At 53.9% G+C, this 11650-nt stretch carries 16 protein-coding genes; 10 read left to right on the top strand and 6 right to left on the bottom strand.

The window, feature by feature from the left end; translation table 11 throughout:
- Positions 1-93: 93 nt before the first annotated feature.
- Entirely contained in the window at positions 94-1500 is a 1407-nt protein-coding gene (locus THEAM_RS03540; protein ID WP_013537454.1) for a SagB/ThcOx family dehydrogenase, read from the bottom strand.
- 152 nt (positions 1501-1652) lie between these two features.
- Between THEAM_RS03540 and THEAM_RS03535 the strand changes: the two genes are divergently transcribed.
- From THEAM_RS03535 to THEAM_RS03495, 10 genes are all read left to right on the top strand, one after another.
- On the top strand, positions 1653-2345 hold the full coding sequence (locus THEAM_RS03535; RefSeq protein WP_013537453.1) for a TIGR00703 family protein: 693 nt from the start codon (positions 1653-1655) through the stop codon (positions 2343-2345).
- Between the two features lie 11 nt (positions 2346-2356).
- A complete protein-coding gene (locus THEAM_RS03530; RefSeq protein WP_013537452.1) occupies positions 2357-3076 on the top strand; it encodes a hypothetical protein in 720 nt (239 codons plus the stop codon).
- Positions 3077-3105: 29 nt separating this feature from the next.
- Positions 3106-3567, top strand: a complete 462-nt coding sequence (gene pfdA / locus THEAM_RS03525; RefSeq protein ID WP_013537451.1) for a prefoldin subunit alpha — start codon at positions 3106-3108, stop codon at positions 3565-3567.
- Positions 3545-3703 carry a prefoldin subunit gene (locus tag THEAM_RS09645; RefSeq protein WP_013537450.1) on the top strand — a complete coding sequence of 53 codons (159 nt, stop codon included), beginning with the start codon at positions 3545-3547 and terminating at the stop codon, positions 3701-3703. The genes pfdA and THEAM_RS09645 overlap by 23 nt, the downstream gene beginning before the upstream one ends.
- 101 nt (positions 3704-3804) lie before the next feature.
- A complete protein-coding gene (locus THEAM_RS03520; protein ID WP_013537449.1) occupies positions 3805-4320 on the top strand; it encodes a hypothetical protein in 516 nt (171 codons plus the stop codon).
- Entirely contained in the window at positions 4320-4904 is a 585-nt protein-coding gene (locus THEAM_RS03515; RefSeq protein WP_013537448.1) for a hypothetical protein, read from the top strand. The genes THEAM_RS03520 and THEAM_RS03515 overlap by 1 nt, the downstream gene beginning before the upstream one ends.
- Before the next feature lie 102 nt (positions 4905-5006).
- Positions 5007-5630, top strand: coding sequence for a hypothetical protein (locus THEAM_RS03510; RefSeq protein ID WP_013537447.1), 624 nt, complete (start codon positions 5007-5009; stop codon positions 5628-5630).
- Positions 5627-7066: a ribosome biogenesis GTPase Der gene (der, locus tag THEAM_RS03505; protein WP_013537446.1), complete on the top strand. Its 1440-nt coding sequence runs from the start codon at positions 5627-5629 to the stop codon at positions 7064-7066. Before THEAM_RS03510 ends, der begins: the two co-directional genes overlap by 4 nt.
- 8 nt (positions 7067-7074) lie before the next feature.
- A complete protein-coding gene (locus tag THEAM_RS03500; protein WP_013537445.1) occupies positions 7075-7659 on the top strand; it encodes a flavodoxin family protein in 585 nt (194 codons plus the stop codon).
- A complete protein-coding gene (locus tag THEAM_RS03495; RefSeq protein WP_013537444.1) occupies positions 7656-8402 on the top strand; it encodes a DUF72 domain-containing protein in 747 nt (248 codons plus the stop codon). The genes THEAM_RS03500 and THEAM_RS03495 overlap by 4 nt, the downstream gene beginning before the upstream one ends.
- Here the strand turns inward: THEAM_RS03495 and THEAM_RS03490 are convergent.
- The 5 genes from THEAM_RS03490 to THEAM_RS03470 are packed head-to-tail and all read right to left on the bottom strand — an operon-like array spanning position 8346 to position 11648.
- Entirely contained in the window at positions 8346-9158 is an 813-nt protein-coding gene (locus THEAM_RS03490) for a metal ABC transporter permease (protein WP_013537443.1), read from the bottom strand. The two genes, THEAM_RS03495 and THEAM_RS03490, sit on opposite strands and share 57 nt — an antisense overlap.
- A 4-nt stretch (positions 9159-9162) precedes the next feature.
- Positions 9163-9870 (bottom strand): phosphate signaling complex protein PhoU, encoded by a 708-nt coding sequence (phoU, locus tag THEAM_RS03485; RefSeq protein WP_013537442.1) that lies wholly within the window; start codon positions 9868-9870, stop codon positions 9163-9165.
- Positions 9863-10327 carry a hypothetical protein gene (locus THEAM_RS03480; RefSeq protein WP_013537441.1) on the bottom strand — a complete coding sequence of 155 codons (465 nt, stop codon included), beginning with the start codon at positions 10325-10327 and terminating at the stop codon, positions 9863-9865. The genes phoU and THEAM_RS03480 overlap by 8 nt, the downstream gene beginning before the upstream one ends.
- On the bottom strand, positions 10324-11304 hold the full coding sequence (locus THEAM_RS03475) for an NAD(P)H-dependent glycerol-3-phosphate dehydrogenase (RefSeq protein ID WP_013537440.1): 981 nt from the start codon (positions 11302-11304) through the stop codon (positions 10324-10326). Before THEAM_RS03475 ends, THEAM_RS03480 begins: the two co-directional genes overlap by 4 nt.
- On the bottom strand, positions 11301-11648 hold the full coding sequence (locus THEAM_RS03470) for a putative Se/S carrier protein (protein ID WP_013537439.1): 348 nt from the start codon (positions 11646-11648) through the stop codon (positions 11301-11303). The genes THEAM_RS03475 and THEAM_RS03470 overlap by 4 nt, the downstream gene beginning before the upstream one ends.
- Positions 11649-11650 lie beyond the last annotated feature (2 nt).

The following is an 11650-nucleotide window of genomic DNA, read 5'->3' as shown; positions in this document are numbered from 1 at the left end:
AATTGGGGTTTGATGGCTGATAACAAAGTTTGGGGGAGTCTAAATTTATGTTCCCACAATGGCTTTGTCAACCTTAAAAAAAAGAGGTATCAATTAAACCAAAACGCCCACGGAAACAACGTAGACGGGAAGCTCCTCAGGCGGAAGGCCGAGGAAGGCCTGAAGCTCAAGGTCGTAAAAGGCGCCTATACCGCAGGCTCCGCACCCAAAGGCCTCTGCCGCAAGGTAGAGGTTCTCTCCCAGAGCTCCCGCCTCCAGCAGAGCTCCCCGGTAGTCCCTGCAGGTTCCCCCAAAGTTGTAGGTGAAAACAACGTTAACGTTGGCATAGGCAACGAAGCGCTGGGAGAGGCACAGGTAGCTTACGTGAGGGCCGAAGTCACCCGCCTGAACAAGCTCCAGCCTTCCGTTTGAGGGGGTGTATATGCCGCTTTGAAGCCCATCAACGTTCCTCACCTGAAGGTAGAGGTTGCACTTGGGGAAGCCCCAGTCGGAGGGGAAGCAGGTAAGGGACGACTCGGCCAGGTGCTTGAAGGTCTCAAAGGGCATTGCCCTTCCGGTAAACTCCCTGCGGGAGCGACGCTTAAGGATGACATCCCCCAAGGGAGGAGAGGTGACTTCCGGAAAGAGGGAGGAAGACCCGGGGAAGGGCCTGTAAAACTGGCAGTCGGCAAGCTCACCGGCACGGTGGGCCTCTTCAACAAGAGGCTCCCTCACGGGGCGGCGCAAAACGGGCTCAGAGGGCGGGTAGTTGAAGGGGGGAAGCTCCTCATCTCCCCAAAAGAGGGCTGGTCTCTCGGGTAAAAGGGCTACAGTGGCAAACTCCCGAGTGCCGTCTACACCCAAGAGGGCGTTTAGGCGGGAATCTTTAAAGAGGGAAACGGCGGTTGCATCAAGGCCCAAAGAGCGCAAATAGGCGACCCCGTTTGCGACCATATGACCCGAGTCCAGAAGGCAGTAGCGGTAGGCCCTCGCCCTGTACTTCCAGGCACTCCTTCCGTAAATGGTTGTTACAACGGCAACGCAGTTACCGGTAAACTCGGCACAGAGGGCCCCCTTAAGGGGTTCAAACAGGTCTCCGGCAACAAGGAGCTCAAGGGAGTGGTTGACCGGCTGGTAGTGGTAGAGGCCGTTGGGCAGGCCCTCAACGCTTCTCAGAAACAGGTAGAGCTCAAAAGGGTAGAGGGCACCGGCCGAAGGAGATGCTCTAAAGGCAAAGGGTTCACCGTGGAAGTCCTCTACTTTTGTAACGCCGTTCATAGAGAAGGCAAGGTTCGCAACCTCCTGCAGGGTAAGGCTATCTGAACCGTAGTCGCTACAGAGCCTGTAGAGGGTGTCTAAGGTCTCCTGACCGCGGAATTTGAAAGGTGGAAGGGGAAAGGTTTTAACTCCCCGGTAGAACTTGAAAGGTGAAGGGTAGTTGCTCCAGTCAAGGTAGTGGGGCCTGCGAACGCTCTCGTAGGTGTGGGCTGTTTTAAGGTGGTAGTCAAGGCAGCTCTCCATGGTCACCTCCAAAGAAAAAGTAAGGTCTATTTCCCCTATAGGCAAACTCGATTTAAAGCATAGATTAATAAATATTGACACACGAAATTAAAAAACATAAATTGCTATGCAGAGCAAAGTTAAAACATCTTTTTAAAAGCGGGAGGATGGAGATGAACCTTCTTGAGCTTCGCGAGATTCAGGCACTCAACACGCTGGTTTTTGAGACGCTCGGACAGCCCGAAAAGGAGAGGGAGTTCAAGTTCAAGTCCCTCAAAAGGTGGGGACTGGACCTCGTTCTGGGTAAGAAGGGAGGAGAGGAGACCTACTTCGTGGCCGAATACGGAAAGCGCAAAGCCGGCGACGTTTACCAAGAAGAGGGAGTTGAGTACGAGGTAAGTGAAATACTGGAGGAGCTTCCTAAGAACAAGAAGCTCTTTGCCCACATAGAAATGGAGAACGGTAGGGCCTACCTTGTAGGCGAGCTGCGGGAAGGGGACCACAATATAGAGATTCTAAGGCTCCCTGCAGCCTCGCTCCTGCTGGCCTACTTCAAGAAGCACAGGCTACACCACCTTATAGAGGCCCTGAGGAACGTAGGAACGGCAACCGAGCTTGTTAAACAGAGGGGACAGGAGGGTAAACCCTACCCCTTTGAGAAGCTCCCCAACGTTGCAAGGCGTTTCCTGAGGGAAGCAAAGAAAGTCGAAAAAGAAGCAGGATTCGGAAGGGTCGCCCTTGCCTACTTCGGGGAAAACAAAGACGGCGACGCCAGGTTCAGAGTCTCTTGGCTGCTGCCCACCATAGCCCTGTTTGAAATAGACATAGCAGAAAAAGCAGACAAGATACTGGCAGCCTTCAAGTAGGAGGGAGAGAGATGGAGCTTCTAACCTGGACGCCGGTAATCTTCACAAGACACGGTTTTCCCCGGGACGAGGCGGGTAGACCCTTCCTCCCCGGAAACGCCATAAAAGAGGCGATAACCAGCGCCGTAATCTACTACTACATAAAGAAAGACAGGGAAATCGAGGCCAAAGTAAAGGCCTACCTGCTTAAAAAAGGCCTGAAACCCGACGAGGTAATAGAGCGGGTAAAGGAGATAATCACCGATAAATACCCGGTTCTCAATGGCCTTGAAGTTCCCGAGAGGATAGACCTCTCAAACGGCGAAGTTTACGAGGCAAGGGCCGAGGTTTTCGACCTTAAAAAGTGGGAAGACGTTGAAGACTTTAAAGTTGAGGTATTCAAAGGGACGATAGAGCTTCCCATCTCTTCGCCCCACCTCGAGAAGTTAAAGGCCGCAGGCCACTCCTACTGTGAGGCCCTTGCAAGAATGGAGATGAGCATGCTCAGAGACCACCCGCTCGTTGAGCAGTTCTACCAACCGCTGCTCAACGACCTTAAAAGGTGGGAGATTCCCCTGCGGGTGGGAATGTGGACCGAGGTTAGGTTCAGAGGAAACCTCCTCTTCTTCTGGAGGATTAAGGAGGTCCGCGAGAAACTCATGGACGAGCTGAAGATGGACATCCGCCCGAGGCGGGTCATCTACCTGCCCAGGGAAAAGTGCACAACCGGCTGGTGTGAACTGAAAGTTTGAGAATAAACCCCAATTGGAGGAGGTGTGCCATGGCTGTAAAGAGGGACGAGAAAAGGATGGCCGACCTGACAAGGCAGCTCAGGAGCATCATCGCCCAAATCGAGGCTTTAAGGGTAGAGATTGCCCAGCTCGACATCCTGGTATCCGAGTACAGGAGCACCATTACCACCTTAAAGAACCTTAAAGACCTCGGAGCGGGTAAAGAGGTTCTCCTGCCCGTCGGCCGTATAGCACAGGTAGGTGCAAAGCTCGAGGATGTAGACAAAATCGTCATCAACATCGGAAGCGGTATCTCCGTAGAGCTTCCCTTCGACGAAGCAATCCAGCAAATCGAGAAGGAGATAGTTGCACTCCTTGCCCTCAGGGAGGCTCTCGAGAAGGCAATGGTAGAGCTCTACGCAAGGGTTGAGGAGCTCTCCCAGAAAATCAGGGAGCACGGTCAGTCCGAGGCTTCCGAGGGGGCTAAAGATGAGAAAGGAGACAACAAGTAAAGAGGCGATTATAGAGTTCCTGGAGCGCCTTCCCGAGGGGAGGCGCATCTACTACTCCTTCGGCTCCGTTATGGTAGAAGTCACCAAAGAGGAGGCCATAAAGCTCCTCAAAGAAGAGGATGAAGGGGCGGAGTAAAACCCGCCCCTCAACTCCTCACCGCTTCTTCCGATTAAGTTTCTCTGCTTTCGTCTGCAATTTTTTTTTGCCAAAAAAACCACACAGAAAGGAGGGAAGAGATGGAGAGTCGCAGAGGCAGCGCACCTGCAGCACTGCTAATCCTTATAGCCATAGCCTCTTTAGTTCTCGGCTGGGCTATAGGGGAGTTCTTCACGGGCAGAACGGTGGCCAAGGTACTCGCAACCATACCGGGCTCGCCGATAGTGCTCGACGCGAAGTACGACAAGGAGCACCACTCTATCGTTTACTCCATCCTCAACCCCGGCGGAACGCCCCTCACAATAGTGGACGAGTCGTTCGTGTTTACGCCGGGTAACGAGAGCAAGGAGAAGGCTTACGTGGTATCCCACGTACCGGTCCACATCGTTCTGCCTCCGGGAGTTGCAACAAAGGTTGAGCTGAAGCTCAAGCCCGGAACCGAGAAGCTCCACATCGGAGACGCAGTTCTTGCAACGTTTACCTACGTTCAACCCCTGTCTAACGACCTCTACACCGTTATCCATCCGTTCAAGATGGGTATGAAGCCGGAAAACCTCAAAGAGAAGGCCGAGAAGAAGGCCAAGGGAGGTAAGTGATGCAGAGGGTACTGTGGTGGATAGCGTTTGCACTCTTTGTTGCCATTGTAGTTTTGGGGATATTCGCAATAAGCGCCGTTATAGCGTCTAACCCGGTAACGGCGGCGTTCTTCCTCGGGTTCCTGGGATTCTGGCTCTTTGCAAACAGGCTGATATTCGGGTTCGGCGGCATAGCCAACGCAGCAAAGGCCTTCATCGACGGCCAGCTCCCCGACAAAGCCGAACTGGCGAAGAAAGTTGCAAAAACCCAGGAGCTGGCCCAGCTCCAAAAGCTCGAGGAGCTCAGCGTTGTTGCACTGCTGGGAATGTGGAGGAACGCACTGGAGCCCTTTAAGTATGCCTACTATCTTGGCTTCTTCCTCACGTTCCTCCTTGCGGTTCTCTTCGAGCTGAACATAATCTCCTCGATAGTATTCGGGCCGGTTGCCGAGGCCGTTATGCTGGGAGCGGCAATCCCGACCCTCTTAGTGTGGGGTCTGGAGCTGCTGGCAGACTACTACCTCGCCAAGGCAGCGGTTAAAGCAGTAGAGGAGCTTCAATCCCAAGAACAGCCCCAAAAGGGCCAGGAAGAGCAGAACAAGTAAAGGCAACCCCCAAAGGGGGAAGGGGCTTTAAAGCCCCTTCCCCCTTTTCTTTTTTAGGTCAAAACGGTAAATTCTTTAAAAAAAGGATTTTAAGGAGGAGAGATGGAGGACTTCATCAGCAGGAACTACAGGTACGACTTCTCCATGTGCAGCGAGCCGATAGAGCTTGTAGCCGACGACTACAACCTCACCGAGTTCTTCGAAAGGCTCATTGGCCTTGTAGAGCCGGTAGGGGAAGACGGCATAACCGTTGAGTGCCCTTACTGCGGAGCACCACTTGCGGTAATATACCCCGACCGCCTCGAAGAGACCGACCAAGACCTCTACCTGGGCGAGGAAGACGAGCCCTTTACCGACCTCATAGAGATGATAGAGGAGCTCGTAAAGGAGGGTAAGTTCCGCACCGCCATAGAGGTGATTCAGCGCAGCGGCGAGTGTAAAAAGTGCGGCAACACTTACGCCGCCCTTAAATTTGTAATACCCACAACAACAAACTTCGACTCGGTAGAGGAGCTTCGCGACTTCTACGCCGAGGCCCTCGAAAAGGGCGACAAAGAATACTACTACCGCGAGCTCCCCGACGTTGCCTTTGTCGGAACGAGAATCCTCTACAACGGGGAGGAGCTCTGGGAGATTGAAACCCTTCCCTTCGCCTACGACGAGAACATAGAGTTCACCTGCGTCTTCCAGAAGCTCTACGACATGGTTATGGCGGAGGAGCTATGAAGCGACTTCCGGTTGTAGCTATAGTGGGCAGACCCAACGTGGGTAAATCCTCCCTTTTCAACAGGCTCTTAGGAAGGAAAGTTGCAATCATAGACAACACCCCGGGCGTTACCAGAGACAGGGTGGTTCAAGAGGCCGACATAGACGAACACAAAGTTGTCCTTGTAGATACGGGAGGCGTTGTAGAGAAAGACGCCCACGAGTTCGCAAAAGAGACAACCGAGCAGGCCAAGCGGGCAATGGAGGAGGCCGACGTTATAGTCTTCGTAGTAGACGGCCAAGAGGGGATAAACCCCTTAGACGAAGAGGTTGCCAAACTCCTCCGGCGGTGGAAAAAGCCGGTTATAGTTGCGGTCAACAAGATAGACGAACCCTTTATGGAAGACCTTGTCTACGACTTCTACAGACTCGGCTTCGACGAGGTGATTCCCATATCTACAATCCACAAAATCGGCATACCGACCCTTAAAGAGAAGATACTCGAAAAGCTCCCTCAGGAGCTCAAGGAGAGCGCACAGAGAGCCTACCAGAGGGAGGAAAAGAGCAAAAAAGCCGAACAGCTCATATCCGGCGAGAGCCCCGAGGAGCTTCAAGAGCTTTCTGCCTCCCTCGAAAGGGGCGAGGAGTACGAAATAGAGGAGGAAGAGGAGAAGGAGCCGATTAAGGTCGCAATAGTGGGAAGGCCCAACATGGGCAAATCAACCCTGTTAAACGCCCTCGTTGGAGAGGAGAGGGCAATAGTAAGCGACATACCGGGAACCACCCGCGACGCGATAGACACCTACGTTAGAGTGGGAGACGACGAGTTCATCTTCATAGACACCGCCGGAATCCGCAGAAGGGGGAAGATAAAGGACATAGAGTACTACTCCTACCTGCGCTCCCTGGACGCCATAGACAGGGCCGACGTAGTCGTTCTGATGGTAGACGCCCAGGAAGGGCCCACAGAGCGGGACGCCAAAATCGCCGGCATGGCCCTAGAGAAGTTCAAGCCGATAGTGATAGCGGTCAACAAAATAGACACCCTCAAAGACCAGAAAGAGTGGGAGAGACTCCAGAGGGAGCTGGACCTGGTGTTCGACTTCATTCCCTTCGCCCCCAGGGTCTTCATCTCCGCAAAGGAGAGAAAAGGGCTGAAAGAGCTCCTCAAACAGATAAAAGACCTCTACAGGCAGTACACCAAAAAGGTCAGAACCGGCGAGTTTAACAGGACCCTGAGGGAGCTTATGGAGATTCACCAGCCCCCCGTTTACAAGAACAAGATTGTGAAGATTTACTACGGAACCCAGGTAAAGACAAAACCCCCAACATTCCTGCTCTTCTCCAACTACCCAGAAGGAATTCCCAAGTCGTTCAGGAGGTTCCTCGAGAACAGGCTCAGGGAGAAGTTCGGGTTCAACAAGATACCAATCAGAATAGTCTTTAAGAAACGGTAGGAGGGAAGATGAAAGTTCTGGCCATCAACGGCTCCCACAGGAAAGGCTCTACACTCTTACTGCTTCAGGAGGCCCTGAAAGAGCTTGAAGGGTTTGAAACCGAGGTTATATCGCTGTGTGACTACGTTTTAGAGTACTGCAAGGTGTGCAACGCCTGCAAGAGAAACGGCGGCGTGTGCGTGGTTAAAGACGGCTACGAGGAGATAGCCGCAAAAATGAAAGAGGCCGACGCCATAATCATCGGCTCTCCCGTTTACTTTGGCTCCATTACCGGAATGCTCAAGACCCTCTTCGACCGCTCAAGGACCCTAAGGGTCAACTGGGAGCTCAAAGACAAGGTGTGCGCGGCTATTGCCGTAGGTGCAACCAAACACGGAGGCCAGGAGCACACCCTCCAGGCAATCCACGCCTGGGCACTTATCCACGGGATGATACTGGTGGCAGACTCAGACCCCACGGCCCACTTCGGGTGTGCGGCCGTTGCCAAACAGGTAGACGACAGGTTTGAGATAGACGAGTGGGGCTTAAAAACCGCCCGTAGCGTGGGCAAAAGGGTAAGAGAGGTGCTCAACCTGATTAAGGGAAGAGCTTGATAGGCATAGGAACCTGCGGTTACTACTACCGGGAGTGGGTGGGGTGCTTCTACCCTCCCGGCACTCCCAAGTCGAGGTGGTTGGAGTTCTACGCCTCCCGCTTTAACGCCTTAGAGGTAAACTCAACCTTCTACAGGCCGCCCTCTGAAGGCACCGTAGAGAAGCTGAAAAAGAGCGGTCTGGCCGTTTCCTTAAAGCTCTACAGGGGGATAACCCACGAAGGGGTGCTCTCCAAGGAGAACGTTGAGCCGTTTGTAGAAGGGGCAAAACTCCTGGGGAACCAACTGAAGGCGCTGCTTGCCCAGTTCCCCCCCGACTTTAAACCCGCCCCCGGCTCTAAAGGTTTGCTCCAGCTCCTAAAGGAGAGGTTCGGGGAACTCCTGGCGGTTGAGCTGAGAGCCCCAGAGTGGGAAGAGGAGCTTCCCTTCCTGAAAGAGCTCGAGGTTGCGGCGGTTTTCAACTTCTTCCCGAAAAGCTTAAGGTGGCCGAGGGTGGGCACTGCAACTAAGGAGCTTGCCTACTTCAGGCTCCACGGCCCCAAAAGGCTCTACACCGGCAGCTACTCTCAAGAGGAGCTCCGGGAGGTGGCCCTCAAGGTAAAAAAGCTCCCTTCTGAGGTGAAGTTGGTCTTTTTCAACAACACGAGGGACTGCTCGGCCCCGAAAGATGCCCAAAGGCTCAAAGAGCTACTCTCCCATAACGGCGGCAACCAGGAAGAGCAGAAAGGCAACGATGGTAATTGAGGCCCCCGAGGGAGCGTCGAGGGTAAAGGAGACGAGAATACCCAAAAGGCCCGACAGAAACCCGAAGGCCACGGAGAGGAGGAAGTAGCCCTTGAAGCTCTTTGAAAGCCTGTAGGCAGAAGCCGCCGGAACAACAAGGAGCGAGAAGACAAGCAGCGCCCCTACAGCCCTCATAGAGAGGGTAACAACAGCGGCAACGAGCAGGTTGAGAAGTAGGGTGATGAGCTCAACCCTGTAGCCGGAGGCCTTTGCAATCTCGGCGCTGAAAACGGTGAGCCACAGCTCTCGCCAGTAGAGGGAGATAAAGGCTGCCGTAGCCGCAAAGAGGAGGAAAAGAGAGAGCAGGTCGCTCCACTCAACAGCCAGGGGGCTACCGAAGAGGTAAGAGAGCACCTGGGAGCCGTAAACCCCCGAGAAGCTCATTGCAATTACGGCAACCGCCATGCTGGTGGCAAAAATTACACCCATTCCTACGTCGAAGTGGAGGTTCTTCCGCTCCTGCAGGTGCCATATAACAACGGCCGCAACAAGGGAGAAGAGAAGGGCAGAGAGAAGCGGAGAAATCCCTACGAGGAAGCCGAAGGCAACGCCGGCAAAGGCAACGTGGGCGAGGCCCGCCCCTGCAAAGCTCATACGCCTAATAACAACGTACGAGCCCAGGGCGGAACAGGTGATACCGGCAAAAACGGAGGCAAAAAGGGCCTTAACGCCGAAGTCGTAGGCGAGGAACTCAAGGGGGTTGTGGAGTTCGAACAACTCACTATCCCCCGTTCTCGCCCTGCTGTTTCTCCTTCAGCTTCTTCAGGTACTCCTGGGCCTTCTTGTGCTTCACAACGTCGCCGGTTTTGTAGTAGATGGCGTACTCGGCTATGTTGGTGGCGTGGTCACCCACCCTTTCAAGGGACTTAACAACCAAAATGAGCCTTACGGCAATTGCGGCATTCTCCGGGTTCTGCTTGGAAATCTCTACGAGCTCCTCAAAGAGCCGTTCGTAGAAGCTGTCTACTATGTCGTCTTTGTCTATGACTTCCCGGGCAAGCTCTTCGTCTCCCCTGAGCAGGGACATAACGGCGTTTTTCAACATCTCGGTAACTATCTTGAGCATACGGGGGAGGTCTACGTAAGGCTTGATAGGAGGAACTTCCGATAGGTATATGGCCGTTTCGCAGATGTCCCTGGCAAGGTCGCCCACCCTCTCAAGGTCTACGATACTCTTCAAGATGGAAACGACAAACCGGAGGTCTGTGGCCTCGGGGGCGTAAAGGGCAAGAATCCTGATACACCTCTCCTCAATCTCAATCTCTTTAAGGTCTATGAGGCGGTCGAACTCGTAGGTGGCCTTGGCCCTCTCCCTGTCGCGCTCCATTAGGGCTTCCATTGCGTCGTTGATTATCTTCCTGGCCATGTCGGCCATCTCTATGAAGCTCTTTTTAAGCTCGTCGAGGTCTGCAACGTAGCGCTCAATCATCGCCTTCCTCCGTAAAGTTGTAAAGGGCCGTTAACAGCCCGTTCAGGGCAAGCTCGAGCTTGGAGTGAAGCTCTGCGCTCTTAAAAGGATACCCAAAGAGCTCCATAACGGTGTCAAGCTCAACCTCCAGGGGCTCCCTCCCCTCGGGCCCGTTGAGCCTGTAGAGAAGAAGCTTCTCAAGCAGAGAAACCAGAAGGTCTAAAACGTACACAACCTCCTTTGAAAGGGGAGAACTGCTGCGCTCAAGAAGCGAAGCGGCCTTTAACGGGCAGAGCTCCGCCTCCGAGCCCATCAGGGCCCTTGCAAGCCTGTTAAGGCGCTCAAGGTATTCAGCCTTTACGGTTTTCGGCTGGAAACCGAGGTGGCAGAAACGGCGGCTCAGCCCCTCAAAGAAACGGCGCTGGGCTTCGGAGTGGAGGTACTCCTCATCTTCCCTGCCGAAGTTGCAGCAGCTCATAGGCTCTCCTCTTTTACGGGGCGGGATAGAAGCTCCTCCATAGCCTCCTTGGGGCTCACACCCTCGTAAATAATCTTATAAACCGCTTCAGAAATCGGCATCTCAACGGCGAGCCTATCGGAAAGGGCCTTTACCGCCTTAACCGTGTGAACCCCCTCAACAACGAACCTCCCCTCCTCCGGCTTTTCGCCCCTGCCCAGAGCAAGGCCGAACCGCCTGTTACGGGAGAGGTCTCCGGTACAGGTAAGGACAAGGTCTCCCAGTCCCGAAAGGCCGTAAAAGGTCTCTTCCTTAGCCCCCAGAGCCTTACCCAAACGTTTAATCTCGTGAAGCCCCCTCGTTATCAGGGCCGCACGGGCGTTATTACCCAAACCCATACCGTCGGATATCCCGGTGGCTATCGCTATAACGTTCTTTAAAGCTCCGCCAAGTTCAACCCCTTTAACGTCGGTAGAGGCGTAGAGCCTGAAAGAGGTAGAGGAAAACCGTTTTGCCACCTCAAGGGCTCCTTCCCCGTCTATCGAGGTCACAACTGCGGCCGTAGGGAGTCCCTTTGCAACCTCAACGGCAAAAGTGGGGCCCGAGAGAACAAAGTACTCCTCGAGGGAGCCGAAAACCTCCCAGTAGAGCTGAGAGAGGGTTTTCAAAGAGTCCACCTCTATCCCCTTAGAGGCGCACACGAGGGGCTTTCCCTCAAGTAACGCCCTGTGCTCCCGCCAGAAGGAGGCTGTGTGCTGAACCGGGATAACCGAAAAGAGGAAAGAGGCTCCCTCTACAGCCTCCTCAACGGAGAGGGTGGCGCTTACAGTATCGGGGTATTTAAAGCCTTTTAGGTAAAGGAGGTTCTCCCTCTGCCGGGCCACGGAGCGAACAACCTCCGGCTCTAAACACCACTGGGAAACTTCAAAGCCCAAACGGCCCAAGTAGAGAGCTATGGCCGTTCCCCAGCTTCCGGAACCCAAAACCGCAACCTTCACCGCTCCACCTCTACGAACCTGTCCCCTTCCCTCTTAAAAACGCCGGAAACGAGTACCCCCCTCTCCTTTAAGTGATTTAAAAGTCTCTCAAGCTCCTCTTCATCCTTAACCAGTATACCCACTCCGCAGCCTTCAAATATCTCGTCGGGGATGGGAACGGACACGGCCTTAAAGCCTCTAATGTGCTTTTCGGCCTTGAGCCCCTCCGGTATAGAGGGAAAGGAGATGCAGTAACGGTAACGGCCAAAGAGTCCCGTCAACCTGAGGAAGTACTCCTTAGCGTGAAGCCTCACACCGGTTGCAACGAAAAAGAGCTTCTCTCTCCAGTCTTTAGCCTCTGCCATGA

This window comes from Thermovibrio ammonificans HB-1 (assembly GCF_000185805.1).
GTDB lineage: Bacteria > Aquificota > Aquificia > Desulfurobacteriales > Desulfurobacteriaceae > Thermovibrio > Thermovibrio ammonificans.
This window is presented reverse-complemented; position numbering and strand designations above follow the sequence as displayed.

Bases quoted from the DNA above. Each gene is read 5' to 3' on its own strand.
- THEAM_RS03470 (WP_013537439.1), bottom strand. From the start codon at position 11,648: ATGGCAGAGGCTAAAGACTGGAGAGAGAAGCTCTTTTTCGTTGCAACC.
- THEAM_RS03530 (WP_013537452.1), top strand. From the start codon at position 2,357: ATGGAGCTTCTAACCTGGACGCCGGTAATCTTCACAAGACACGGTTTT.
- THEAM_RS03480 (WP_013537441.1), bottom strand. From the start codon at position 10,327: ATGAGCTGCTGCAACTTCGGCAGGGAAGATGAGGAGTACCTCCACTCC.
- THEAM_RS03510 (WP_013537447.1), top strand. From the start codon at position 5,007: ATGGAGGACTTCATCAGCAGGAACTACAGGTACGACTTCTCCATGTGC.
- phoU (WP_013537442.1), bottom strand. From the start codon at position 9,870: ATGATTGAGCGCTACGTTGCAGACCTCGACGAGCTTAAAAAGAGCTTC.
- der (WP_013537446.1), top strand. From the start codon at position 5,627: ATGAAGCGACTTCCGGTTGTAGCTATAGTGGGCAGACCCAACGTGGGT.
- THEAM_RS03500 (WP_013537445.1), top strand. From the start codon at position 7,075: ATGAAAGTTCTGGCCATCAACGGCTCCCACAGGAAAGGCTCTACACTC.
- THEAM_RS03520 (WP_013537449.1), top strand. From the start codon at position 3,805: ATGGAGAGTCGCAGAGGCAGCGCACCTGCAGCACTGCTAATCCTTATA.
- THEAM_RS03515 (WP_013537448.1), top strand. From the start codon at position 4,320: ATGCAGAGGGTACTGTGGTGGATAGCGTTTGCACTCTTTGTTGCCATT.
- pfdA (WP_013537451.1), top strand. From the start codon at position 3,106: ATGGCTGTAAAGAGGGACGAGAAAAGGATGGCCGACCTGACAAGGCAG.
- THEAM_RS09645 (WP_013537450.1), top strand. From the start codon at position 3,545: ATGAGAAAGGAGACAACAAGTAAAGAGGCGATTATAGAGTTCCTGGAG.
- THEAM_RS03540 (WP_013537454.1), bottom strand. From the start codon at position 1,500: ATGGAGAGCTGCCTTGACTACCACCTTAAAACAGCCCACACCTACGAG.
- THEAM_RS03535 (WP_013537453.1), top strand. From the start codon at position 1,653: ATGAACCTTCTTGAGCTTCGCGAGATTCAGGCACTCAACACGCTGGTT.